The organism is Burkholderia cepacia (assembly GCF_001718835.1).
In the GTDB taxonomy this organism is placed as follows: domain Bacteria; phylum Pseudomonadota; class Gammaproteobacteria; order Burkholderiales; family Burkholderiaceae; genus Burkholderia; species Burkholderia cepacia_F.
In genome coordinates, this window is sequence record NZ_CP013443.1 from 2379003 (window position 1) to 2402732 (window position 23730).

The following is a 23730-nucleotide window of genomic DNA, read 5'->3' on the forward strand; positions in this document are numbered from 1 at the left end:
ACCAGTACGTGTGCATTCTGTCAAACTACGAATTCTGAGCCTTTAGTGAGCCCATCTCAGCGATGCGAAGTCAGCTCCACGCCTCAAGGAACCGATACGGCTATAGAACATGATATTCACCAAAGAACATACCCACTCGGTGGAGTTCCATCACGACGAACTCGGCAGCCTCGGTGAGGGGAAACTATCTTTCGGGGGTGGCACGCCAGTACGCGGTCGATTGCCGCTGACGAGCCCGATACCGCATTCCGATACGGAGTATTTGCTTGGCGTGGTGCAGGCAATAGCCGAAAACGGGAAGTCATACACGCTGCACGGGTGCAAGGCGTATGGCTTTACGATCTACGCTGACTTTTTGATAGTCGGGAATGTTCTGGACGATGGGTTTCGGAGCGTATCCATTCGATACAGCGACATATCCGAATGGTTTATGCAATGGCGTCGCATCGAAGGAAAAGTCGGCGAGACGCTCACATGGTCAGAACTACCGCAACAGATATCTGTGGATTTTGAGGATGGCAAGCGGCAATTCAAACTGACCACGGAATACGAGAGCGACCTAACATCCAAAGGCGAAGATCATGTGCTTCACGAGCACATCGAGTTCGCACTTGAGCAAACGGGCGGCGTGCTCACGCTAGATGATGCGAAGGGCAAGGCCATGGAGGTCGCCCGCCTACTCTCCATCCTGATCGCTCATCCGGTGTCGATCGTGGACATCCACGTACAGACCGTCGATACGAATCGATTCCATCGGCTTTACTTCCCTACGTTCCGGTCAGTCGATCGAGATACATCCGACAGTACGTTCGTACGCAGCTGCTTTACGCAAAAACATGCTCTCGACGATCGATGGCAGACAATATTTCAAAACTACTATCGATCTCCGCACCGTAGCGTGCGCTGGACCCGTCTCGCAGGGATGCAACGTTACGAAGGCTTTTGGGAATACAAGGCGCTTGGATACATCAGCTTGCTCGACAGCTACGTCAGTCACTATGCCGGACGTGGAAAGAAATCCCTAACGCCGCCCAATCCGAAAAAGATGAGCGCGCTTGAGGGCGAACTGGTCCAGATGTCGCCCAAACTCGGTGAAACGACGATCAAGTCGATACTTGATGCCGTCAACCGAATGTTTTCGTTTAGCCAAGAACCGAAATTCCCCGAGAAGTATCAAGCAACCATCGCGGCTACCGACGCGGATATCGTAAAGATCATCAACATCGCGGAACGCGACTTCCGGCTGATCAAAAGGGTCCGTGACAAGATTGCGCATGGCGATGATATAGGACTGGAAGACGGCGACCTTGAGCAGATCGGCACGGTCGTCAGCAGAATCGAATTGCTGTTGACCTACTGGGCCTACATCGACTTCGGCCTGTCGAAAACCGACTTTCTCGAGGGCTTGAACAACCCGCTCTGCCGTCTACGCCGACTCAGCCAGATCGATGAGAAACACCTCGCACGCGTATCCGAGACAGCGGAGTTCTTCCAGGTTTCGCCCGAGGTATTTCGCACGCTATCGTCACGCAAGGGGCTTGGAGTCTTCACCTGCTTTTTGAAGGGACCCAACCACGAGATCGAGTTTTCTGATCACTTCCAGCAAAAGCACCTGGACTGGCAGAACGCGCGCCACACGGGCATGTCCACATTCGAGCAGATCTTCGATGTGGAAGCCGGGATAGTCCGGCATGTGCCTCATCTCTTCATCGAATGCGGAGACGAAAGTATCGAGTTTCACGGCGCATATGTCTTCGACAAATCGCGCCTGAGTCAAGGATGACTCACACGCCCACATGGCAGCGATGTCATAGGCCGTGATGCTCGGTGAAGACACCGGCAGCGACTCTGGTGGCGTCAAACGGATACACTAAAGGCTGTCCGTCCACTTCCGGTCCCTCGGTTATCGCGGGACCTCTTTTTTTTCGCTCGCCTGGCGCACGGCCGCCAAACCCGCGACCTTGCTATAGGCTGGGCGCTTTCTATACCTTCGTGCTTACCAGTGTCCAGGGAAGGCCCCATGCAACCATCGTCCGGCACACCGCGCGGCATGCTTATCTTGTCCCGCCATCCGCAAGAAACACTGCACATTGGCGACGAGATCACCGTCACTGTCCTTGGCGTTCATGGCAATCAGGTTCGCCTCGACATCCAGGCCCCTGCCCACGTCGGCGTCCATCGCGAAGAAATCTACCGGAGCATTCAGGCGGAGAAGCGCGCCGCGGCCAATGCATCATCCACCCATCCTCCGGTCATCGTTCGCCGCGCACGCTCCAGCCACCACGAGTAACCGCCCAGGCGCGGGACAACCTGCACATCGATACGACTCGCCCACACAATCGGGCGTTCGGTCGATCCGTTTTGACACGTGCACCCAGTCGCGCAAACGACGACTGTCACGGCATCGCCATGCCGAGGTCATCGTATGCCGTCACCCTCTCACCGCCGTGTGGCACGCAACGCGCTGCGTACCATCGCCGTTGCCGCCGCGACGACGTGCGTCACCGCATGCGCCACGTCCGCCCCACCAAACGCGACGCCGCCATCGATATCGATGGCGACACGTGAGCCTGCGTCACCGCCAGCCATTCCGGTCGTCCGCTACGGTCGCTACACGCTGATCGAGCTGGTGCCGGACGACGGTCAGCGCGATCTGATGCAGCAGGTGATCAATCTCACGATCCCCTCCGCCGCCAACGCCACGGTCGGCGATGCCCTTCACTATGTGCTGCGGCGCTCGGGCTATCGACTCTGCGACGAGCACGCCGACACCACCGTCGTGCTATACGCCCTGCCTCTGCCCGCTGCGCACGAACATCTGGGGCCCATCACGTTGCGCGACGCGCTGCAACACCTCGCCGGGCCACGCTGGACCTTACTCGTCGATGACGAAACGCGCGAGGTGTGCTTCGCGCCGCAGCCCGACGATCACCCCACCTCGCCGGCGTCGTCCGCCTCATCACCCGATGCTCCGGTGCCGCTGAGGGATGCCGATCCGATCAACGATTCCTTGGGAGGCCCGCAATGATCGTGTCACCCCGCGGACGGCGCTTGCTTTGGATGGCCGTGGCGAGCTGCGCCGCGGCCATCGCCACGCTCGTGATCGTCGATCATCGCCGACTAGCCCATCTCGCCCGCACGTCGCCGAGCTATGCATCGCACACCGACGTGCGCCTACTTCAGCAACGACTCGACGCGTTCGATGTCGCGCTGACGCGCTTGCAACACGCTCCATCGAGCGTCGCGCAGGCGACGTTCGATGCCACGCGTCAGACGTTCGACGCACGACTCAGCAAACTGGAGCAGCTTTCCACCACAACGGCAACCACGGATACCGTCAACGCGCTCGATGCGCGTGTCCATCAGCTTGAAACTCGCCAGATCGCCTCGGCACAGACTACGAGCAAGGTGGCGACATCGCGGCATCATCACGTCGCACCGCCTGCGCCGCGTCTGCCACCCTTCGCTATCTTGGGCGAAGAACAGCGTGGTGGTCAGACATTTTTGACCATTGCGCCGCCGCACTGGCATGCGCTCGGCGACGTACATCTGCTGCAACCCGGTGATAGCGAGGGCGACTGGCAGCTCGAAACGCTGGACGGCTATACGGCCACGTTCCACGTCGACGGCCAGATCCAACGTCTGCCGATTCGGTGAGGTCGTGTCATGGCCCGTATCGTTACACTACGCTTCGTCTGCATCGCCGCTTTGCTGCCGAGCATCCTGAGCGTCGCGGGCACGGTGACCGCGCAAACCCGAACCGCTGTGAGCGCATCCGCAACGGCTATCGAACGAGCTTCGCCCATTGCCGCATCGGATGAAGCCCGCGCCCATGCGTGGGGACTCGATGTCGCCGAATGGAGCCGCTACCAGCAGTTGATGCGGGGACCACTCGGCATCTATTCGCCGAACCTCGATCCACTCACCGCGCTGGGCATCGAGGCCCGTTCGGACGCCGAGCGGCAGCACTACGCCGAATTGCAGGTGCACGCCGAATCGCAGCGGGTGCAGAAGGAACTCATCTACCAGCACGCCTACGACGCCGCGTGGAAGCGGCTGTATCCCGATCAGCTGCCGGTGCATGCGCTGACGTCGCCCTCCCGCCCCGATCTATCCCTTGCACACACGGGACGGCTGGCCGTCTTCGTGAAGGACGACTGCCCGACCTGCGATGCCCGCGTGCGACAACTTCAAACATCCGGTGCCGCATTCGACATCTACATGGTCGGCAGTCGCGGCGACGATGCGCGTATTCGTGCGTGGGCGCAGCGCATCGGCATCGATCCGGCCAAAGTCCGCGCACGCACCATCACCTTGAATCACGATGCCGGGCGTTGGCTGATGCTCGGTGGGCAAGGCACCTTGCCTGCGGTGCTGTCCGATACGGGGTCGCCATGAGAGGGGCACTAGCCCGTAAGATGCGCCGACATGCGTGGCTCAGCCTGCTCGGTTGGTTCAGTATGCCCACCGCGGCCGTCACGCTGCCGCCACCCGCCTATCAGCTCGCGGCCCACAACGCCGGAGTGCCATCGGTGGTGCTGTTCGCCGTCGCACTGCAAGAAAGCGGCATGCGTCTCCAAGGCCGGCTCATCCCCTGGCCGTGGACCTTGAACATCGCAGGCACCGCCTGGCGCTACCGCACACGCGCCGAGGCATGCCGTGCGCTGCGCGTGGCGTTGCCGATCGTGGGCGCCACGCATGTCGACGTCGGTCTCGCGCAGATCAACCTCGGCTTTCAACACGAGCGCTTCGCCGACCCGTGCGACGCCCTCGATCCGTATCGCAACCTCGACGCCGCCGCATCGATCCTGCACGAGCAGCACATCGCGGGCGAAGACTGGCTCGTCGCCGTGGGGAGGTATCACCGACCGGCGGGCGGGGCATTGGCCACGCACTATCGCCGCCAAGTGGCTGTGCGTCTAGCGCGCGTGCTCGATGCTGCCTATCCGTGATGGGGAGTCGATCGTGAAGCTTGCTCATCGCTTTGTGTGTGTCGCGCTACTGGGACTTGTATGCATCGCATCTGCGCAAGACCTGATCGTCGTCGGCGACGATGGCGGCGTGTCGGCGCTGCCGTATTACCGCGCGCTCAACCTGTTGCCCGACACGCCGGCCGCCATCACACCCGCTGTACCGACGACACCGCACGCACCGTATCGCGAAGCCGATCTGTTGCCCGTGCATTCGGCGCGCCTGACTCCGGGGCGAGTGACACCGCGCACGCTTAGCGCGCCCGGCCTCTCGCCCTTTTTTCTGATTGGCGACGACCGCCCTTCGCGTGCCTGGCTGCATGCCCGCGGTGACACGCTGCGTGCGATGGGCGCCATTGGTCTAGTCGTGAACGTCGGTTCGGCCGAAGGACTCGCCGCCCTGCGACGCGATGCGCCGGGTCTCACGCTAGTCCCCACCTCCGGCGACGACATCGCAATTCGCCTGGGCCTCTCGCACTATCCCGTGCTCGTGACCGCCACGGGCATCGAACCATGACATGGCGCAGGAACACGCCGTCGAGGTGCTGTTGCGGCCGGCGGTCGAGCTTTACACCGTGGCCGTGTGTGCGCTCGGCGCAACGCTGTGCGTGGCGGCGCCCTGGTCACTCGCGCTGACGCCCCGTTTCGGTCTCGTCTCGGCGTTCGCCTTCGGTGCGCTGGGTTATCGCCGCTGGCAACAGGCACGTGTCATCCTGCGCTACCGCCGTCACATCCGCCGCTTGCCGCGTTACGTGATGGCGAGCCGCGATGTGCCGGTGAGCCAGCAGTGGCTCTTTATCGGCAAGGGCTTTCGGTGGGAGCCGCACCATACGCACCGCCTGGTACAGACGTATCGACCGGAGTTTCGCCGATACGTCGAACCCCCACTCGCCTGGCGGCTCGCACGTCGGCTCGAAGCGAAACGCGAATTCGTGCCGTTGCCGCTCTCGGCGCTCGCACGCGCCACCGCCTGGGATCACCCGCTCAATCCTGTCCGCCCGTTGCCACCTGTCGGTGGCCTGCCGCGTCTGCACGGTATCGAGCCGGTCGAAATCGACGTGACATTGCCGCTGGGCGAGCGCGTGGGTCATTCGCTGGTGCTCGGTACGACCCGCGTCGGCAAGACGCGCCTGGCCGAACTCTTCATCACGCAGGACATCCGACGCGTGCGCAACGGCCAGCACGAGGTCGTGATCGTGTTCGATCCGAAGGGCGATGCGGATCTGCTCAAGCGCATGTACGTCGAGGCGAAGCGCGCCGGACGGGACGGCGAGTTCTACATCTTCCATCTGGGTTGGCCGGATATCTCCGCCCGCTACAACGCGATCGGCCGCTTCGGGCGGATCTCGGAAGTCGCCACGCGTGTGGCCGGGCAATTGTCCGGCGAAGGTAACTCGGCCGCGTTCCGGGAATTCGCCTGGCGGTTCGTCAACATCATCGCGCGTGCATTGGTGGAACTGGGACAGCGGCCCGATTACCTGCTGATCCAACGGCACGTGATCAACATCGATGCGCTCTTCATCGAGTATGCGCAGCACTTCTTCGCCAAGGCCGAACCCAAGGCGTGGGACGTGGTCGTGCAACTGGAAGCGCGGCTCAACGAGAAAACCATTCCCCGGCACATGGTCGGGCGCGAGAAGCGCGTGGTCGCGATCGAGCAGTATCTGTCGCAGGCCCGCGTATTCGATCCGGTGCTGGATGGCTTGCGTTCGGCGGTGCGCTACGACCGCACCTACTTCGACAAGATCGTGGCGAGCCTGCTGCCGCTCCTGGAAAAGCTCACCACCGGCAAGATCGCACAACTGCTTGCGCCCGACTATCGCGACCTCGCCGATCCACGCCCGATCTTCGACTGGATGCAGGTGATTCGGAAACGCGCAATCGTGTACGTGGGTCTGGATGCGCTCTCCGATGCCGAAGTCGCCGCCGCAGTCGGCAACTCGATGTTCTCGGATCTCGTGTCGGTGGCCGGGCACATCTACAAGTTCGGGGTCGATGATGGCCTGCCGGGCGCCGCAGTCGGCGCGCAGATTCCGATCAATGTGCATGCGGATGAATTCAACGAACTGATGGGCGATGAATTCATCCCGATGATCAACAAGGGTGGCGGCGCCGGCGTGCAAGTGACGGCCTACACGCAAACCCTCTCGGACATCGAGGCGCGCATCGGCAACCGCGCGAAGGCCGGCCAGGTGATCGGCAACTTCAACAACCTCTTCATGCTGCGCGTACGCGAAACCGCGACCGCCGAACTGCTCACCCGGCAGTTACCGAAGGTTGACGTCTATACGGCCTCGGTCGTGAGCGGCGCCACCGACAGCTCCGATCCAAAGGGGAAAACCGCTTTCACCTCCAACACGGTCGATCGCGTCAGCGCCACCTCCGTGCCGATGATCGAACCGGCGCATGTGGTTGCGTTGCCCAAGGGGCAATGTTTCGCGCTGCTGGAGGGCGGCAACCTCTGGAAGATTCGCATGCCGTTGCCTGTGCCCGATCCGGACGATGCAATGCCGGAGAACCTGCAAGCCATGGCGCGTGCGATGCGCCAGCACTACACGGATGCGGGCGATTGGTGGGAAAGCACCGGTATCGAGGACCTGCAACAGCCCACGCTCCCGGCCGATCTGCTGGACGATTTCCGGCAGATGACCGCCAACGACGTCGACGCGGCCGCGTGACGGTTCCGATATCACTGCCATGACCGATCCCGCCACCACCGCCCAACGCCAGCAGGTACACCAGCAAGGTCTGATTGCGCAGATCGTCACGCTGCCCTTTCGCTTTCTTGGTGTGCTGATTGGTTCACTCTTTCTCGCGGTGCTGATCGAATGGGTAGGCATGCTAGTGCTGTGGCACGATCAGGGCTGGCATCACGCGCAGGCGATGCTGCATCACGAGACGGAGCAGCTCGCCGCGGATTTCTTCGACAGCCTGTTGGTGCACGAGCCCGCGCATAGGGCGCAAGTTTGGCTTGATGGCGCTTACCGGATGATCATCGTCAAGACGGGCCTCCTTGCCTGGATACGCGACGCTGATGCACAGACCCATGCCAACAGCATGAAGGGCACCGACCTGCGTCACTACCTGGGTCTTGTCGCCGTCCACCTCGAGGACTATCTGCTCGCCGCGCTCTACACAGGCCTGACGTTCCTCGTGCGGCTACTGGTGCTGATCATGGTGTTGCCGCTCTTCATCATCGCCGCGTTCACCGGATTCGTCGACGGTCTGGTGCGGCGGGATATCCGGCGTTTCGGCGCCGGACGAGAATCCGGATTCCTTCATCATCGGGCCAAGGCGACCGTAATGCCGATGACGGTACTACCGTGGATCATTTATCTATCGCTACCCTTCTCCACTAATCCTCTTTTTGTTCTACTTCCCTGCTCTGTACTGCTCGGCTTATCGATCGACGTCACCGCCGGTACGTTCAAGAAATATCTATAGAATCGATACGCTGCTTTCTTCGCTGAGCGCATATGCCTCGACTGACCCGTTCCGAGCGTTGAAAAGGCCAATCTCGATCGGCATCGTGTGACCCCTTGCGACTTGTACTGCTAACATGCCGGCTGGGGATCCCAAGAAACAAGCGGTGAGCCGCGTGGCACGTGTGAATCGGAGAGGAAAGTGAAAGTCTGCTATTTGGGAAGGCGGAGTGCGCGCCGCAATCCGGCGCCACAGGAGGACGGCGATGTCATCGAGCTCCTTTGGGATAACTGGGACGACTACGGCTATAAGACCAGTTTCGCGACTACCTGTCGTTTGGGCGGCAAACTCGTCGACATTGGTGCAATCCGTCTGCTTATCGGCGACCTTACAATGTCCGTCACTGCGCTAGATGAACTGCGCAAAGCTGGTTGGGATGGCACCTTTCCGGCGCCCGGCCTTGATTACATATCCGTCCCACAGGAGATCACCTTCTACCAACAAGTAAAGGCTCACCTTGGTGGCGCGGTAGCAATGAAGGTGGCCCGCGCACTGCGTGACGCCAGCTTGCTGGTTCGTAGCCTGGATGGAGCCGCCCAGAAGCTGGTTGCCACAGAGGGTTTTAAGAACTCCTTGCAACGCGAGCGAGGAAGCGTGACCGCCTATCTCGATGGCTGGAAAGTACTCGAAGACTTGGCCATTGCCGTACAGGATTTCAACTTCAATTTCAGGGACGTCTACAACGCGATATCGACGTTGACACTCAATTTTGATGCGGCGGCTCTTTTGCCGCACGACATCAACGTGATGATCGGACCCAATGGCGTCGGGAAGTCTCGTGTGCTTCATCAGATGGTCCAGTGCTGGACTAATCCTGATCACGCGGAAGAGGAAGCTGGGTTCGCAGAACAACCAAACCTCAGTCAGATTGCGGTTGTCTCGTACAGTCCTTTCGAACGATTCCCCGTCGACATGGATGGTATCAGTGTCCAAGATAAGGACATTTACCGCTACTTCGGCTTCAGGGGCAGATCGGGCGAAGCCCGCCGAATTCGGATCTCGCATGAATTTCCCAAGATAACTGCCGCGCAGTCATTGGTTGCCTGCCTCGCAGACGACCAGAAGTACAAAGCGATCGAAGACTGGGCGCGCAAGGTAAGTACGGTCGAGACTGTGCTACGCACCGCGTTCCAATTCGATTTTGCAGCGGTGGAAGTCGAATCCGGGAAACGCGTCCGGTCACTTTACGCCGACGTGAATGGTGTGACCGGGGACACGCATGTCGACTTTGATGGTCATCGCTATGTTCCAATCGCGACCCACACCATGAACCACGCAAATCCTCAGCGCATCCTTGAAGCTTGCGTGGCAAAGTCGGGGGTGGCGTTCTTCAAGGATGGCACGCCGATCGAACTCAGTTCAGGCCAACGTCTCTTCGCATACATCGTGATTGACCTGCTCGGGGCTATTCGACGCAATAGCCTCATTTTGATCGATGAGCCTGAGCTGTTTTTACACCCCACCCTAGAGATTCAGTTCCTTGAGATGCTCAAGGAAATCCTTGCCAACTTCAACTCAAAAGCCCTTCTGGCGACCCACTCGGAAGTCATCGTTCGCGAAGTTCCGGCCGACTGCGTCCATGTTTTTGAACGCACCGACGACGGCTTAGTCATCAAACATCCGCCGTTTCAAACCTTCGGCGGCGACATCCAGCGAATCTCGTCTTACGTCTTCGGCGACAATGCAGTGTCAAAGCCTTTCGAGAAATGGCTGAAGCACCAACTCGAGGAACACGGCTCAGCGAAGTCCCTCATCGATGCGCTGGGAGATAACCTCAACGAAGAGCTGCTCGTGCAGATCAAGTCCATGGACGATGACAACGTATGGTGATGAAGCTACCGATGCCGGCGTTCGATAGTGTGCAGCTTGTGAAAGATGTCGTCGACGAACGAGCCGGGGGAGTCAACGCCACTTTCTTTAACAATATTAAGGATGAGTGGTGCGAACGCGTTCAGGAATATATCGACAACGCCGGCACACCGCCGACGGTTGGCACATGGCCCGCAATCCAAACTAAAAAGAAGTCCTTCCTAAACCTCTACCTGTCACCTGCGCCCGGCTCAGTGCAATCCCCGATACTCAAGTCGATGCGCAAGCACGACTTGACAGTATGTCCAGCATGCGGCGAGCTCGGTCGTCCCAACACACTGGACCACTATCTTCCGAAGGGTAAGTATCCTCACTTTTGCATAACGCCCGTCAATCTTTTTCCGATGTGTGACGCATGCCAGGATGCAAAGGACACAAAGGTGGGCAACGCACAGTCGCCTCGATTCTTCGTTCATCCGTACTTCGACACTTTCGTTGGCCAACAGGTACTTCACCTCGAAATTCACCCTCCTTTTGATGCACCATCCTTCACGCTCGGTGCATCGCCAGACTTGAACGCAGATCACGCAGCGCTCATCAGAACACACGTTCGAGAGCTGGAAATCGAAACGCGATATGCATCATTCTTCCGCAACCAATACCGCCGCTTGCTGCGACTGGTCGGCGCGATGCGGACGAGCGGCCAAAATGTCGAACAAACATTGGCTACATTCAAGCAGGGCGTTGCCGATCCATCCCTGAACACATGGGAACACGTGTTCTATGCCGCCGTCCTAGGCAATCCCGATCATCTCGACTATCTCGCGAACGAGCCGCTTCCACAGTACTTATAGGCCTCCGCAATCCGTACGCATCTGCCATGGAGGTGTTCCATCGACGCGAAATCAGCCGATTGATCACGCGGCCGTGCGCCCAACCGACATAGGGTGCGACATTACGGCCAGCTATGCTTATGTCAACGTGCGTGGTTGCCCCTTCCAATATGCAGGAATAGCGTCTTGTGAAAACGGGTAGACGGCGATAGCGGATTGTCGACTGACGCAATGAGCCGGAAGCGCCAACCTGCAGCCATCCTCGACTCCCAGGACGACAGGGATGGCATCCCTAACGACATCCACGACAACGCGACGGCTGGCTTTGGCATGGGCCGTCGCCACATGCCTCGGCGGCAGCGGTATGCGTGCGCACGCAGCCGACACCGCGTCCGAATCCGCACAACTCGCCGCCATCGCGCGCCAGCTCGACACCATCGATCGACTCGCGACGCAAAGCGAACAGCTCCCCGATAGCGACAGCACGCACGAGCACTTCGACTACGCACGCCTGCACGCCGACATCGCCCGCGTGCGCGAAGGCGTCCAGGACTACCTGAGTCGGCGTCGCCCGCTACCGCGTGATCCGTCCACGCTCGTCGGTCACTATCGCGTGAGGACGGATGCGCCATGAACCTCACGGGCGATCAATTGACCGCGTTCCAGAGCAATGGTGGTTTCTCGCCCACCGACTGCTCGGTGCTGCTCGTCAGCGTCGTCTTCGTCGTGGTGCTGATCTGGGGCGTATGGGCGCTGCGCACTGCGTATGCGGGCTGGGCCGCACGGCGACTCTCCAACGCGCAGTTCCTCGGTGTCGCCGCACGCTTCGCCGCGATGTACGTGGTGCTGACCTTTCTTCTGCTTTCCTGACCTCGGACGTTTCCCCATGGCTACGCGTCTCCGTTCTTGCACCCTCGTACGCCGCCTCGTCCGTAGCACGTGCGCGGGCGCTGTTTCCGCCTTCGTCACAATGCCCTTGCTGGCCTATCCGGGATTGCCCACGCTCGAAGATCCTTCGCGCGGCGCCGGCAACGGCATCCTGCAGACGCTGCAGAACTATGGCTACGACATCGTGATGCTGGTGGCGTTGCTGATCATCGCCTCGATGTTCATTGGCGTGTGTTACCACGCCTACAGCACGTATTCGGAGATTCACACCGGCCGCAAGACCTGGGGCCAGTTCGGTTTGACGGTGGCCGTCGGCGCGCTATTGCTGGTGGTGGGCATCTGGCTGCTCACCAAGGCCACTGGCATTTTGTGAGTCGCCCATGCCGAACGAGATCGACACCCTTCGCGACGGCACCGTGGCGTTCCTGCCAAATCGCCTGAACCGACAGCCCGTCATCGTGCGGGGACTCACCGCTGACGAACTCTGGATCACCGTCGGCCTCTCCGCGATCGCGGGCATCGTGCTTGGCATGCCGCTCGCGTGGCTCACACGCAGCATCGCCATGGCGCCGACCACGATCATGGCAAGCATCGCGACCGGCATCGTCGCGGGCGGCACGCTGCTGCGCCGACAGAAACGTGGGCGCCCGGATACGTGGCTTTACCGGCAGTGGCAATGGTGGCTGCTCTGCCATGCGCCGTTCGTGTCGCGCTGGATCGGTGCGCGAGCGCTGATCGTGCGCTCCGGTGCATGGACCGTTCGCCGTACGACGCTCACGACACGCGGAGGCGTGCGATGAGTCGCTTTCGCAACGAAGTGGCGCGGCTGGATGCGCACGTGACCACCCTGCGTCGTGTCGTCACGGGTCTCTTCGTACTCGTCTTGGCCCTCGCGATCGGTTGGTGGAATGCACCTCGCCAGCTCACCATCCACATTCCGCCGGACCTGCGCTCGGGTAGCACGCGCAAATGGTGGGAAGTGCCGCCCTCGTCCGTCTACGCGTTCGCCTTCTATGTGTTCCAGCAACTCAACCGCTGGCCGACCAACGGCGAAGAGGATTACCCGCGCAACCTCCGCGCGCTCACCGCGTATCTCACGCCCTCGTGCAAGGCGTTTCTGGACAGCGACGTGGCGTACCGGCGCGACAGCGGCGAGCTGCGCAACCGGGTCCGCGGCATCTACGAGATTCCCGGCCACGGCTATGGCGATGATCCCGGCTTTCATGTGAAGGTGCTTTCCAACGATGCCTGGCTCGCCACGCTCGATCTCGCCGCCGATGAGTATTACGGCGCCGAGCAGGTCAAGCGCGCCCTCGTGCGCTACCGGCTGAAGGTCGTGCGCATGGACATCGATCCAGAGAAAAACCCGTTCGGACTCGGCCTCGACTGCTACGCCTCGCCACCCGAACGGCTCGCGCTGCCGACGCCCACCCCACCGGCCGCCGCATCGGGCGCCAGCGGAGTTCTGCCATGACACGACGACTGTTTCGTTCACTGGGCCTGCTCGTGGTGCTCGCGCATCTTGCGATGTCGCCCGCGCACGCGGTGGACGTGATGCATTGGGATCGCCTGCCGCTGGCCGTGCCGCTGATCGTCGGCCAGGAGCGGGTGGTCTTCATCGATCGCGACGTGCGCGTCGGCGTGCCGGCCGCGATCGCCGATCATCTGCGCGTGCAGAGTGCCGATGGTGCGATCTACTTGCGCGCCAGTGCGCCGATCGAACCTACCCGCCTGCAACTGCAAGATGTGGCCAACGGCACGCTGATCCTGCTCGACATTGCCGCACATCCTGCTGCGCCCAAGGAGGCGCCGCTGGAGCCGGTGCGGATCGTCGTGGACCATCCACCGTCCAGCAAGTCGGCGCAAACGCCAACGCGCGACGATGATGCCAACGACAACGCGACCAAGGCCCTCGATACACCGGTCCCGGTGCTACTCACGCGCTATGCCGCGCAAAGCCTGTATGCCCCGCTGCGCACCGTGGAACCTGTCGACGGTATCGCATCGGTGCCCGTCGATCGCACGCTGCCGTTGGACAGTCTGCTCCCCACCGTGCCCGTGAGCGCGTCGGCCTGGGCCGCGTGGCGGCTCGATGACGAATGGGTCACTGCGGTTCGGTTGACCAACACGTCCGCGCAGCACCTCGATCTCGATCCGCGCGCGTTGCAGGGCGATTTCGTGGCCGCCACCTTCCAGCATCCCGACCTCGGACCGGCCGGCGACGACACCGATACCACCGTCGTGTATCTCGTCACACGCGGTCACGGCTTGGCGGGTTCGCTACTGCCCACGGTCAGCCCGATCGACGTGCATCCGACGGCGCCGTCCACGACCGAAGGAGCCGGCGATGAAAAGTAACGGCCTGCTCAAATGGCTAGTCATCCCCGTACTGGTGCTCGCGGTGTGGGGGCTGATCAAGACGTGGACAGCACACCACGCGCCGCGCGCGGCATCGAACGTCGCGTCCGACACGCTGACACCCGCGGAGCTCAAGGCCCTCGGCATCGAAGGCGATACGCCGCACGACACGGTCGCCACGCTGGTCGGTCAGGTGAAAGCGCTGCGCGGCGAAATCCAGGCGGCGGTCAACGACAACCAGGCGCAGCGCGCGGAGAACGAGCGCCTGCGTCAGCGCGAAAGCGACATCGACCAGCGCATCCAGAACGCGGTGAACGCCGAGCGCGATCGCCTGCACGACGAACGCAACCAGGCGCAAAGCGACCAGCAACAGACGCAAGGTCTGCTGCAGGATCTCGAACACCGCCTCGACACGCTCGATCACAAGAATGGCACTGATCTGCCGGTGGGCCTGGGATTGCGCGAGGTCGATGGCGCCGGCTTCGCGGGCGGCGAGATGCAATGGACCGAACCGGCCGACAAGACCCCGCAAGGCACGAAGCGTAACGGTGCATCATCCGCCCCCTCGACCGGCGCGGTTGGCGGTTTCGGAGCGGCCGACACCATGCCCGCGCAGCAGACACTGCCGTCGAACGACACGACGAACCCGGGCGATGGAGCGACTGATAAACCGCACCTGCGTCCGGTCTACACCGTGCCCGCCAATGCCACCTTGATCGGTTCGATCGCGATGACTGCACTGATCGGGCGCGTGCCCGTCGACGGCACGGTCAACGATCCGTATCCGTTCAAGGTGCTGATTGGCCCCGACAACCTCACCGCCAACGGCATCGATCTGCCGGATGTCGCGGGCGCGGTGGTGAGCGGTTCGGCATCGGGCGACTGGACGCTCTCGTGCGTGCGCGGACAGATCCGCTCCATCACCTTCGTGTTCCGCGACGGCACGATTCGTACGTTGCCCGCGAACGATCACGGGTCGAACAGCGACACGGCAAGCAACACCACCAGCAACACCACCAACGGCGCCGCGACCACGCAAGGCGGCCTGGGCTGGATCAGCGATCCCTATGGCATTCCGTGCGTCGCGGGCGAGCGGCGCAGCAACGCCGAGCAATACCTGGGTTCGCAAGCGCTGATCACCGCGGCGGGCGCGGGTGCGGCATCACTCATTCCCAAGGGCAGCGACAACGTGTCCTACGTATCGAGCAACGGCAACACGCTCGGCACCGTCGGTATTTCCGGCAACGAGGCGATGGGTCGCATCTTGGCGGGCGGCGTGCAGGAGATGTCGCAATGGGTCAACAAGCTCTACGGCCAGGCTTTCGCCGCCATCTACGTGAAGCCCGGCGCCAAGGTGGCCGTCCACATCGATCAACCGCTCACCCTCGACTACGACCCGAAAGGCCGCAAGGTCAACTACCGAACGGGAGGTTCGCATGCACCGGATCTCGACTAGCGCCCTGATCGCCGCCTGCCTCGTGCTGCTTGCCGGCTGCGCAACCACGAAAGACAAGGTCTTGCCGCACGGCGACGCCACGATGCTGGACATCTGGAATCAGCAGACCGGCGGCGCGAACGCCGCGCAGGCCACGAGACAGGTGATGGATGCACGCGAAGCGCTACGTCGACCGCTGACATCCGCAGACCAAGCGACCGCCCCCGGTGATAACGCGAGCTACACGCGTACCGCCGAAAACGAAATCAGGTCGCTCTTTCATCGCCTGCCCAACCCGGACATGGTGATGTACGTGTTTCCGCATCTGGCCGGTACGCATCCCACGCCGGTACCCGGATACAGCACCGTGTTTCCGTTCTACGAGCGCGTGCACTACACGATGCCCGGCGAACGGACGGAGTCGTACTGATGGGCTGGCTGCCGCCCTGGGCTACGCTGCGCGAGCGCCTTCTGCCCCGTCGCGATCCGAAGGCCGAGATCGACCAGGACAACGACTCTGCGTGGGAAACCTATGCGTCGCGCTTGCGCGCCCACGGCATCCCTCTACCGGGCGCATCGATCGGCCGCCCTCCGGCTACAGTGGCCGACGAACAGGCGCTCTACGACGTTGCCCCGTCCTTCGTCGAACTGCTGCCCTGGGTGGAGGTCCTCCCTGCCTCGCAAAGCATGCTGCTCGAGGATGGCGTGTCGGTCGCCGCGTTTTTTGAGCTCACGCCGGTGGGCACCGAAGGTCGCGAGCCGGCGTGGTTGATGCAGGTGCGCGATGCGGTGGAGAACGCGTTGCAGGATGCCTTCGATGAGCTGGACGATCACCCGTGGATCGTTCAGTTCTACGCGCAGGACGAAACCGCGTGGGAGGTGTACCTCGACACGCTCGATGCCCACGTGCAACCCCGCGCCAGAGAGACCGCCTTCACCCGTTTCTACCTGCGCTTCTTCGCGCATCACCTGCGCGCGATCGCGACACCCGGCGGGCTGTTTCAGGACACGACCGTCACGCAACTGCCGTGGCGTGGGCAGTCACGGCGTGTGCGCATGGTGGTGTACCGGCGGGATGCCGACGGCACGGCACGCCGCGGTCTCTCGCCCGAACAAGCGCTCACGTCGGTGTGCGATCGCCTGAACGGCGGGCTGGCCAACGCCGGCGTGAAAGCGCGACGCCTGTCCGCCGCCGAGATTCACGCCTGGCTGCTACGTTGGTTCAATCCGCATCCCACGCTGCTCGGTGACACCGCCGAGGATCGCGAGCGGTTCTATCAACTCGCCGCCTATCCCGACGAGAGCGATGACGGCGAACTGGAACTGGCGAGCGGCACCGACTTCGCACAACGGCTGTTCTTCACGCCACCCCGTTCGGACGTCCAAAGTGGGCTGTGGTCGTTCGACGGCATGCCGCATCGCGTGATCGTGCTCGACCGGCTGCGCACGCCACCTGCCACCGGCCATCTCACCGGCGAGACACGCAAGAGCGGCGATGCGATCAACGCGCTGTTCGACCAGATGCCGGAAGACACCCTGATGGCGATGACGCTGGTCGTCACGCCGCAAGACACGCTCGAAGCACATCTCAATTACCTGAGCAAGAAATCGGTCGGCGAAACGCTCGCGTCCGAGCAGACGCGCCAGGACGTGCAGCAGGCGCGCACGCTGATCGGCAGCGCCCACAAGCTCTATCGCGGCGCGGTCGCGTTCTACCTACGAGGACGCGATCGTGCCGAGCTCGATGCGCGCACGCTGCAGCTCACCAACGTGATGCTGGGCGCCGGCTTGCAACCGGTGCGCGAAGACGACGAAGTCGCACCGCTCAACAGCTACCTGCGCTGGTTGCCGTGCAACTACGACCCGGCCAAGGATCGGCGGCAGTGGTATACGCAACTGATGTTCGCGCAGCACCTCGCGAACTTGGCACCGGTGTGGGGACGCAGCCAGGGGACCGGGCATCCCGGCATCACCCTGTTTCATCGCGGCGGCGGCACGATTACGTTCGACCCGCTCAATCGCCTCGACCGGCAAATGAACGCGCACCTGTTCCTGTTCGGACCCACGGGTTCGGGCAAGTCGGCGACGCTCAACAACCTTCTCGTCCAGATCACGGCCATCTACCGGCCACGGCTGTTCATCGTGGAAGCGGGCAACTCGTTCGGGTTGTTCGGCGACTTTGCGCAACGGCTCGGCTTGACCGTGCATCGGGTGCGGCTATCACCCGGTTCGGGCGTGAGTCTCGCCCCGTTTGCAGATGCGCACCGTCTGGTCGACACGCCGAGCGACGTGCAGACGCTCGATGTCGATGCGCTGGACGAACCCGCGGCGGGTGCGCCGGACGGCGACGAGCAGCGCGACGTGCTGGGTGAACTCGAAATCACCGCGCGCCTGATGATCACCGGCGGCGAAGACAAGGAAGAAGCGCGCATGACGCGGGCCGATCGCAGCCTGATCCGCCAGTGCATCCTCGACGCCGCCCATCGTTGTGCGCGTGACCAGCGCTCCGTGCTCACCCGCGACGTGCGCGATGCCTTGCGCGAGCGCAGCCGCGATGCGTTGCTGCCCGAGGTGCGACGTGCACGCCTCCTGGAAATGGCCGATGCGATGGACATGTTCTGCCAGGGCGTGGATGGCGAGATGTTCGACCGGCCGGGTACACCCTGGCCCGAAGCCGACATCACGATCGTCGATCTCGCCACCTTTGCACGCGAGGGCTACAACGCGCAGCTTTCGATCGCCTACATCTCGCTGATCAACACGGTCAACAATCTCGCCGAGCGCGATCAGTTCCGGGGCCGGCCGATCATCAACGTGACGGACGAAGGCCACATCATCACCAAGAATCCGCTGCTCGCACCGTACGTGGTCAAGATCACCAAGATGTGGCGCAAGCTCGGCGCCTGGTTCTGGCTGGCGACGCAGAACCTCGACGACCTGCCGAAGGCCGCCGAGCCCATGCTCAACATGATCGAGTGGTGGATCTGCCTGTCGATGCCACCGGATGAGGTCGAAAAGATCGCGCGTTTCCGCGAGTTGAGTCCCGCGCAGAAGGCGCTGATGCTCTCGGCGCGAAAGGAAGCGGGCAAGTACACCGAGGGCGTCATTCTCTCGCGTTCGATGGAGCTGTTGTTTCGCGTGGTGCCGCCGAGCCTGTATCTCGCACTCGCCATGACGGAACCGGAAGAAAAGAACGAGCGCTACCAGTTGATGCAGCAGTACGGCATCAGCGAGCTGGACGCGGCGATGCGCGTGGCCGAACGCATCGATCGCGCACGGGGCATCGTCATGCCGACGCTGGCGGACGTCGCGCCATGACGCCGTGGCATGCCCTCAAACACACTTGGCGCGACGCATCGCGCTTTCGTCGACGCGTCGTCCTCAGCACCGTCGTGGGGATCGCCTTCTTGACAGTGAGCGTGACGCTCGTCGGCGTGCGGCATCGCTCGCCATCCACCGCCACGCCGCCATGGGTCTATGGCAACGTGCACGCACGTTACACCCTCATCGAGTATGCCGATCTCGAATGCCCGTATTGCAAGGCGTATTTCCCGGTACTGAAGGCGTGGATCGATGCGCATCCCGAGGTGAACTGGCAGTGGCAACACCGTCCGCTTGCCATCCATGAACCGGCGGCGACCCGTGACGCGTGGCTGGCCGAGTGTGCCGGGCGAACGAACGGCAACGAGGGATTCTGGCAGGCCGTGGCGTGGATCTATGCGAACACGCGCGGGAACGGCCAAGGCTTACCGGCGTCGGCGGCATTCCCGGAGACCTCACCGAAACTCAAGGCATGCCTCGACAACCCCGCCGTCGGCGACGCGGTGCAAGCCCAAACGGAGGCGGCCGGCCGTGCGGGTATTGAGGCGACACCGACGGTGAAACTGGTCGACCATACGTCCGGCAAAGCGATCGTGCTGGAAGGCACCGCCGAAGGTGATGCGCTGCTGTCTGCCATGGATTGGCTCGCCGACTCTCCGCAGGCCAGCGCGCCTCGTGCGTCCACCACCGTCAGCCCTCGAACGCGAATCAACAGTTCATCGGATACCCCGTAGCCAGCGGTCTTCCAGGCTACGCACGGCGTGCACCGTGTGACCGCGCCAGCCCGCGTGCATCGTCTTGGCGGGCACTCGTTCAACAACGAGTGATGCATCGTATTTCGTCGCTCCGATCGGAGCATGATCGTCCCACACCGCGGGAGAGAATCTCTCCCGTGCGGCGAGGCCCTCCTGCGTTTTTTTCATTCAGGAGGTTTCTCGTGCTTGCGTCCCTCTCACGTGTCGATCGTCCATCGCTGACCTCATCCGCCCTGACGTCAGCGGATCACCAACTCATCCAGGATGCCATCGCGGTGCTGGAACGGCGTCTGTTCCAGCGCGGACCGGCGCTCACCCGCCCGCAGGAGGTGGTCGATTACCTGCGGCTCACCCTGACGCGAGAAGATCGCGAGGTTTTCACGGTGGTCTTTCTCGACACGCGCCATCGCGTGATCGCCGTGGAGCCGCTGTTCTTCGGCACCATCGATGGCGCGCAGGTCGCGCCCCGCGTCATCCTGCATCGTGCGCTGCTTCTCAACAGCGCCGCCCTTATCGCGGCCCACAATCATCCGTCGGGCGCTACGGTGCCGAGCGACGCAGACCGCGCGTTGACCTCCGAACTGACGGCCCTGCTCCGACGGGTCAATATCCGGTTGCTCGACCATCTCATCATCGGTCAGGGCGAGCCCTTTTCCTTTGCCCAAGCGGGCCTGCTTTAACTCATCGAGCGCCCCTCACGGGGCGCCCTCTTTCGCTATCTCCCACTGTGCAGCCTTTCTGAGAACGAGAGGCGCATGGTGTGGCCACCTCGGCATGAATACTCGGCGATCCGATCCACAACCTGGCCGTGCAGAAAAGCCGGTGGCGACGGCATGCGGTTTTCTCGCCGCAACAGCGGTGTTTTTTCGGCGTACTGGGAAGCATCTTCCACCGCCGCATGACGCGTCCGCGCACACGACGCGGTGATGTTCGTCGGCCCGATCCCGGAGTGCATGCCATGATGGTTCACGCCCACCGTTCGCCGTGCGTCGCGCACAGCCGCACACATCTGCCGAGGCTTTCCCACCGGCACAGGGTCCTCGCCCTCAGCCTCGCGCTCTTGCCGCTTACCCACCCTGCGTTCGCGCAATTCACGTGCGTCGATACGAGTGGCTCGCCTCGCGGTGCCTCCGCCACCTACGCGACGGATACAGCGTGCGGCATGGGCGCGGTGGCCAATGGCACGAATCCGCAAGACGGAGCGGCGACAGCGTTCGGCTATGGCGCCACCGCCAGCTATAACGGCGCGACGGCGATTGGCGCAAATGCCGTGGCCGCATACAACAACGATGTCGCTGTCGGCCCCGGCGCAAGTGCGAATTCCGCGCCGAATGGTGGCGGTGCAGGCGCCGTCGCCATCGGTACGGCGTTTGCGCAGGGTACCGCGGCCGTGGCAATCGGTGGCAACGCCTATGCGAACGGCGACAGTGCCATCACCCTAGGCAACGGGTCAGCCCATGGCAACGGCGCCGTGGCGATTGACGCGTTTGCGACGGCCAATGCATCCACGGCCCTGGGGCACCTCGCACAAGCGATGAACCCCTTTGACGTGGCGCTCGGTGCGAATGCCATCACCGCAGTCCCGAATACCGGCACGACGACATTGTTCGGCATCACCTCTGCCGGGACACCGACGGGCGTCGTCTCGGTGGGCGCCGCCAGTGGCTCAATGATCTTTCAGCGACAGATCCAGAACGTTGCGCCGGGTGTCATTAACGCCGCCAGCACGGATGCGATCAATGGGAGCCAGCTGTACGCCGTTGCGGGAGGCGTCGATAACCTCGGTCAATCTGCGGCGAGCGTGTTGGGCGGATCAGCGATCTACAGCGCAGCCAGCGGCCAAATCACCGGCACGTCGTTCGTGATTCAGGGCACCCCTTACGCAACCGTCAGCGATGCTTTCGCGGCGACGGATACCGCGATCACCACGAATCGCACGCAGCTCACCGACCTCACGACCAGCATCGTCGGCGGCACGATCGGCCTTCTGCAGCAGACCGGCGGCGCACCAGGCAACGGAACGCTGACGCTAGGCGCTCAGACCGGCGGTACAACCGTGAATATCGCGGGGACGGCCGGCCCCCGTCAGCTCACGGGACTCGCGCCCGGCGCAGTGTCGGCCACCAGCACCGATGCCGTGACCGGCGCGCAGCTCTACGCCGCCACGCAAACCGCAAGCGGCGGCTGGACGTTGGCAACGTCCGCTACTGGCAGTGGCCAGGTCAGCGGTAGTGCCGCTCAAAACATCGCAGCCAACGGAACCGTGACAGTAACGGCCGGCAACAATGTGGCGCTCACGCAGAACGGCTCGCAGATCATAGTTGGCACCAGCACAGCACCAACGTTCGCGTCCGTGACGACGTCCGGTCTCACACTCTCATCCGATTCCGCCGCGAACATGGGCGGCAATGTGCTCCATAACGTCGCGCCCGGCGTGGCCGCCACCGACGCGGCGACGGTCGGGCAATTGACGGCCGCCCTCAGCGCCGGTAGCGCCAATGCCGTGCAATACGACACTGCCGCCCACAACAGCGTCACGCTCAACCCGGGTGGAACACCCGCACCTCTTCACAACGTCGCGGCGGGTACGCTGTCGGCGACCAGCACGGATGCCGTCAACGGCAGCCAGCTTTATGCGACCAATCAGGCGATGAACCAGGCACAGACTGTCGCCAGCAGTGCGATGACGATGGCCGCCTCTGCCAACACCACCGTCAACAACGTGGTCGCGGGCCACGCCGGACTCGTGCAAACGGATGGCACGATGATCACCGTCGGCAAGAACGATACCGCAACACGTGTCGACATCAGCGGTCCCGACGGTACGCGTCCATTGACGGGGCTCGCGCCCGGCGTTACACCGAATGATGCAGCGACGGTCGGTCAGGTCCGAACCAACAGTCAGCTAGTGCTTGGCCAGGCCAACGCTTACACCGATCGGGAGTTCAACATGCTCGATAGGCGCCTGGATGCTCTGGGCGCTGCAGCGATGGCTGCAACGTCATTGATTCCGAACGCTCGGGCCGAGGGAAAGTTTCAATTGGCCGCCGCAGCCGGTACGTATGGCGGTGCGTCAGCGCTAGCCGTAGGCGCCAACTACTGGGTTTCGAATCGCGTTTTACTCAACGCACACATTTCCCAGGGAGTTGGAGATGGTGCAAGAACGGGGGCGTCAATCGGAGCGACCATCGGTTTCTAACTCGCAACCGAGAGCCATCAAACTGAGACATCCGCTCACGATGGGAGTTCTTCGACAGCTTCATCAAGCAACTTTGTTTTTATGCATTTGCAATTTGGATAAAGTCTTGCCATATCGTCAAGGGCCCGAACTTCTAGTTATCCCTTTTCCAACGCTCTCGAAGTACTGCCTACTCTTCGCTGGATACCGACTTTGCAGCATCGTGAATACTGCATCCGCCTCATCCTTCTTACCCTCGCGCTCAAGCGCATAGGCAATAACGGAGTCGTGGATAAGCTCAAATGCCCTATCTCGCTTAGGCGCAAGATGAAATACAGACCATCCATATATAGGAAAAGGGAATTTCCAAGAATCTACTTCGGCGGAGTCAATAAGATTTGCGACCTCAAAATCATTGACCACTTTGCTCCAGTCAGATTTATGCGCCGCCTCAAATCCATCTTTTTGAATATCATAAAGTAGCTTGACTCGCAATTCATTTTGCCACACTTGGCTGCACATCATAGACGCGCACAACACTATTAACGTCGAGCAAACGAAACCCAATATAAAAGCGGAAAAATATCTTAGTTGCTGCGCCATTATTGACATCCATTGCTCACGCATTGATCGCATTTATTCTGGAACCGCAACAACTCCGGTGCGTCTTAAGGCGTTTCGGGAGGCACACATGGAACTT

24 protein-coding genes are annotated in these 23730 nt (G+C 62.0%); 23 read left to right on the forward strand and 1 reads right to left on the reverse strand.

What is annotated here, in order from left to right; genetic code table 11:
* Positions 1–109: 109 nt before the first annotated feature.
* The 23 genes from WT26_RS14270 (at position 110) to WT26_RS14380 (ending at position 23051) form a co-directional block, all read left to right on the forward strand.
* Positions 110–1783, forward strand: a complete 1674-nt coding sequence (locus WT26_RS14270) for a HEPN domain-containing protein (protein ID WP_069270325.1) — start codon at positions 110–112, stop codon at positions 1781–1783.
* A gap of 267 nt (positions 1784–2050) precedes the next feature.
* Positions 2051–2290, forward strand: coding sequence for a carbon storage regulator CsrA (gene csrA, locus WT26_RS35710; protein WP_069270326.1), 240 nt, complete (start codon positions 2051–2053; stop codon positions 2288–2290).
* A 135-nt stretch (positions 2291–2425) separates the two neighbouring features.
* Positions 2426–3028 carry a PilL N-terminal domain-containing protein gene (locus WT26_RS14280; RefSeq protein ID WP_015601627.1) on the forward strand — a complete coding sequence of 201 codons (603 nt, stop codon included), beginning with the start codon at positions 2426–2428 and terminating at the stop codon, positions 3026–3028.
* Positions 3025–3657: a hypothetical protein gene (locus WT26_RS14285; RefSeq protein WP_069270327.1), complete on the forward strand. Its 633-nt coding sequence runs from the start codon at positions 3025–3027 to the stop codon at positions 3655–3657. Before WT26_RS14280 ends, WT26_RS14285 begins: the two co-directional genes overlap by 4 nt.
* Positions 3658–3666: 9 nt before the next feature.
* Complete coding sequence (locus WT26_RS14290) at positions 3667–4398, forward strand: TIGR03759 family integrating conjugative element protein (RefSeq protein WP_015602028.1); 732 nt, start codon at positions 3667–3669, stop codon at positions 4396–4398.
* A complete protein-coding gene (locus WT26_RS14295; RefSeq protein ID WP_080485657.1) occupies positions 4395–4952 on the forward strand; it encodes a transglycosylase SLT domain-containing protein in 558 nt (185 codons plus the stop codon). The genes WT26_RS14290 and WT26_RS14295 overlap by 4 nt, the downstream gene beginning before the upstream one ends.
* Complete coding sequence (locus WT26_RS14300; protein WP_015600312.1) at positions 4936–5487, forward strand: integrating conjugative element protein; 552 nt, start codon at positions 4936–4938, stop codon at positions 5485–5487. The genes WT26_RS14295 and WT26_RS14300 overlap by 17 nt, the downstream gene beginning before the upstream one ends.
* Before the next feature lies 1 nt (position 5488).
* Complete coding sequence (gene traD / locus WT26_RS14305) at positions 5489–7648, forward strand: type IV conjugative transfer system coupling protein TraD (RefSeq protein WP_069270329.1); 2160 nt, start codon at positions 5489–5491, stop codon at positions 7646–7648.
* A gap of 19 nt (positions 7649–7667) precedes the next feature.
* Positions 7668–8414, forward strand: a complete 747-nt coding sequence (locus tag WT26_RS14310; RefSeq protein ID WP_069270330.1) for a TIGR03747 family integrating conjugative element membrane protein — start codon at positions 7668–7670, stop codon at positions 8412–8414.
* A gap of 180 nt (positions 8415–8594) precedes the next feature.
* Positions 8595–10283 (forward strand): ATP-binding protein, encoded by a 1689-nt coding sequence (locus WT26_RS14315; RefSeq protein WP_069270331.1) that lies wholly within the window; start codon positions 8595–8597, stop codon positions 10281–10283.
* Complete coding sequence (locus WT26_RS35715; protein WP_015602372.1) at positions 10277–11116, forward strand: hypothetical protein; 840 nt, start codon at positions 10277–10279, stop codon at positions 11114–11116. Before WT26_RS14315 ends, WT26_RS35715 begins: the two co-directional genes overlap by 7 nt.
* A gap of 343 nt (positions 11117–11459) precedes the next feature.
* Complete coding sequence (locus tag WT26_RS14325; RefSeq protein ID WP_231130452.1) at positions 11460–11729, forward strand: RAQPRD family integrative conjugative element protein; 270 nt, start codon at positions 11460–11462, stop codon at positions 11727–11729.
* Complete coding sequence (locus WT26_RS14330) at positions 11726–11965, forward strand: TIGR03758 family integrating conjugative element protein (protein WP_042583892.1); 240 nt, start codon at positions 11726–11728, stop codon at positions 11963–11965. The genes WT26_RS14325 and WT26_RS14330 overlap by 4 nt, the downstream gene beginning before the upstream one ends.
* Positions 11966–11981: 16 nt before the next feature.
* The gene (locus WT26_RS14335) at positions 11982–12356 is read left to right on the forward strand and encodes a TIGR03745 family integrating conjugative element membrane protein (RefSeq protein WP_069270333.1); all 375 of its coding nucleotides are present in this window, start codon (positions 11982–11984) and stop codon (positions 12354–12356) included.
* Between the two features lie 7 nt (positions 12357–12363).
* Positions 12364–12783 (forward strand): TIGR03750 family conjugal transfer protein, encoded by a 420-nt coding sequence (locus WT26_RS14340; RefSeq protein WP_069270334.1) that lies wholly within the window; start codon positions 12364–12366, stop codon positions 12781–12783.
* Complete coding sequence (locus tag WT26_RS14345) at positions 12780–13457, forward strand: PFL_4703 family integrating conjugative element protein (RefSeq protein ID WP_069270335.1); 678 nt, start codon at positions 12780–12782, stop codon at positions 13455–13457. Before WT26_RS14340 ends, WT26_RS14345 begins: the two co-directional genes overlap by 4 nt.
* A 53-nt stretch (positions 13458–13510) precedes the next feature.
* Entirely contained in the window at positions 13511–14341 is an 831-nt protein-coding gene (locus WT26_RS14350; RefSeq protein ID WP_418220258.1) for a TIGR03749 family integrating conjugative element protein, read from the forward strand.
* Positions 14331–15797 carry a TIGR03752 family integrating conjugative element protein gene (locus WT26_RS14355; RefSeq protein WP_069270336.1) on the forward strand — a complete coding sequence of 489 codons (1467 nt, stop codon included), beginning with the start codon at positions 14331–14333 and terminating at the stop codon, positions 15795–15797. Before WT26_RS14350 ends, WT26_RS14355 begins: the two co-directional genes overlap by 11 nt.
* Positions 15778–16206, forward strand: a complete 429-nt coding sequence (locus WT26_RS14360; protein ID WP_069270337.1) for a TIGR03751 family conjugal transfer lipoprotein — start codon at positions 15778–15780, stop codon at positions 16204–16206. The genes WT26_RS14355 and WT26_RS14360 overlap by 20 nt, the downstream gene beginning before the upstream one ends.
* A complete protein-coding gene (locus WT26_RS14365; protein ID WP_230461571.1) occupies positions 16206–19094 on the forward strand; it encodes a conjugative transfer ATPase in 2889 nt (962 codons plus the stop codon). The genes WT26_RS14360 and WT26_RS14365 overlap by 1 nt, the downstream gene beginning before the upstream one ends.
* Positions 19091–19831 (forward strand): DsbA family protein, encoded by a 741-nt coding sequence (locus WT26_RS14370; protein WP_069270338.1) that lies wholly within the window; start codon positions 19091–19093, stop codon positions 19829–19831. The genes WT26_RS14365 and WT26_RS14370 overlap by 4 nt, the downstream gene beginning before the upstream one ends.
* 203 nt (positions 19832–20034) lie before the next feature.
* The gene (locus WT26_RS14375; protein ID WP_080485659.1) at positions 20035–20532 is read left to right on the forward strand and encodes a JAB domain-containing protein; all 498 of its coding nucleotides are present in this window, start codon (positions 20035–20037) and stop codon (positions 20530–20532) included.
* A 482-nt stretch (positions 20533–21014) separates the two neighbouring features.
* Complete coding sequence (locus WT26_RS14380) at positions 21015–23051, forward strand: beta strand repeat-containing protein (RefSeq protein ID WP_230461572.1); 2037 nt, start codon at positions 21015–21017, stop codon at positions 23049–23051.
* A gap of 117 nt (positions 23052–23168) precedes the next feature.
* On the opposite strand, the gene WT26_RS37320 is transcribed toward WT26_RS14380, so the two are convergent.
* A complete protein-coding gene (locus WT26_RS37320; RefSeq protein WP_155123110.1) occupies positions 23169–23633 on the reverse strand; it encodes a hypothetical protein in 465 nt (154 codons plus the stop codon).
* Between the last annotated feature and the right edge of the window lie 97 nt (positions 23634–23730).

What these genes read in the sequence shown, in the direction of transcription:
- WT26_RS14295 (WP_080485657.1), top strand. Translation starts at nt 4,395, where the DNA reads ATGAGAGGGGCACTAGCCCGTAAGATGCGCCGACATGCGTGGCTCAGC.
- csrA (WP_069270326.1), top strand. Translation starts at nt 2,051, where the DNA reads ATGCTTATCTTGTCCCGCCATCCGCAAGAAACACTGCACATTGGCGAC.
- WT26_RS35715 (WP_015602372.1), top strand. Translation starts at nt 10,277, where the DNA reads ATGGTGATGAAGCTACCGATGCCGGCGTTCGATAGTGTGCAGCTTGTG.
- WT26_RS14360 (WP_069270337.1), top strand. Translation starts at nt 15,778, where the DNA reads ATGCACCGGATCTCGACTAGCGCCCTGATCGCCGCCTGCCTCGTGCTG.
- WT26_RS14335 (WP_069270333.1), top strand. Translation starts at nt 11,982, where the DNA reads ATGGCTACGCGTCTCCGTTCTTGCACCCTCGTACGCCGCCTCGTCCGT.
- WT26_RS14370 (WP_069270338.1), top strand. Translation starts at nt 19,091, where the DNA reads ATGACGCCGTGGCATGCCCTCAAACACACTTGGCGCGACGCATCGCGC.
- WT26_RS14270 (WP_069270325.1), top strand. Translation starts at nt 110, where the DNA reads ATGATATTCACCAAAGAACATACCCACTCGGTGGAGTTCCATCACGAC.
- WT26_RS14300 (WP_015600312.1), top strand. Translation starts at nt 4,936, where the DNA reads ATGCTGCCTATCCGTGATGGGGAGTCGATCGTGAAGCTTGCTCATCGC.
- WT26_RS14380 (WP_230461572.1), top strand. Translation starts at nt 21,015, where the DNA reads ATGGGCGCGGTGGCCAATGGCACGAATCCGCAAGACGGAGCGGCGACA.
- WT26_RS14365 (WP_230461571.1), top strand. Translation starts at nt 16,206, where the DNA reads ATGGGCTGGCTGCCGCCCTGGGCTACGCTGCGCGAGCGCCTTCTGCCC.
- WT26_RS14285 (WP_069270327.1), top strand. Translation starts at nt 3,025, where the DNA reads ATGATCGTGTCACCCCGCGGACGGCGCTTGCTTTGGATGGCCGTGGCG.
- WT26_RS37320 (WP_155123110.1), bottom strand. Translation starts at nt 23,633, where the DNA reads ATGGCGCAGCAACTAAGATATTTTTCCGCTTTTATATTGGGTTTCGTT.
- WT26_RS14290 (WP_015602028.1), top strand. Translation starts at nt 3,667, where the DNA reads ATGGCCCGTATCGTTACACTACGCTTCGTCTGCATCGCCGCTTTGCTG.
- WT26_RS14325 (WP_231130452.1), top strand. Translation starts at nt 11,460, where the DNA reads ATGCGTGCGCACGCAGCCGACACCGCGTCCGAATCCGCACAACTCGCC.
- WT26_RS14330 (WP_042583892.1), top strand. Translation starts at nt 11,726, where the DNA reads ATGAACCTCACGGGCGATCAATTGACCGCGTTCCAGAGCAATGGTGGT.
- WT26_RS14280 (WP_015601627.1), top strand. Translation starts at nt 2,426, where the DNA reads ATGCCGTCACCCTCTCACCGCCGTGTGGCACGCAACGCGCTGCGTACC.
- WT26_RS14345 (WP_069270335.1), top strand. Translation starts at nt 12,780, where the DNA reads ATGAGTCGCTTTCGCAACGAAGTGGCGCGGCTGGATGCGCACGTGACC.
- WT26_RS14355 (WP_069270336.1), top strand. Translation starts at nt 14,331, where the DNA reads ATGAAAAGTAACGGCCTGCTCAAATGGCTAGTCATCCCCGTACTGGTG.
- traD (WP_069270329.1), top strand. Translation starts at nt 5,489, where the DNA reads ATGGCGCAGGAACACGCCGTCGAGGTGCTGTTGCGGCCGGCGGTCGAG.
- WT26_RS14350 (WP_418220258.1), top strand. Translation starts at nt 13,511, where the DNA reads ATGTCGCCCGCGCACGCGGTGGACGTGATGCATTGGGATCGCCTGCCG.
- WT26_RS14340 (WP_069270334.1), top strand. Translation starts at nt 12,364, where the DNA reads ATGCCGAACGAGATCGACACCCTTCGCGACGGCACCGTGGCGTTCCTG.
- WT26_RS14310 (WP_069270330.1), top strand. Translation starts at nt 7,668, where the DNA reads ATGACCGATCCCGCCACCACCGCCCAACGCCAGCAGGTACACCAGCAA.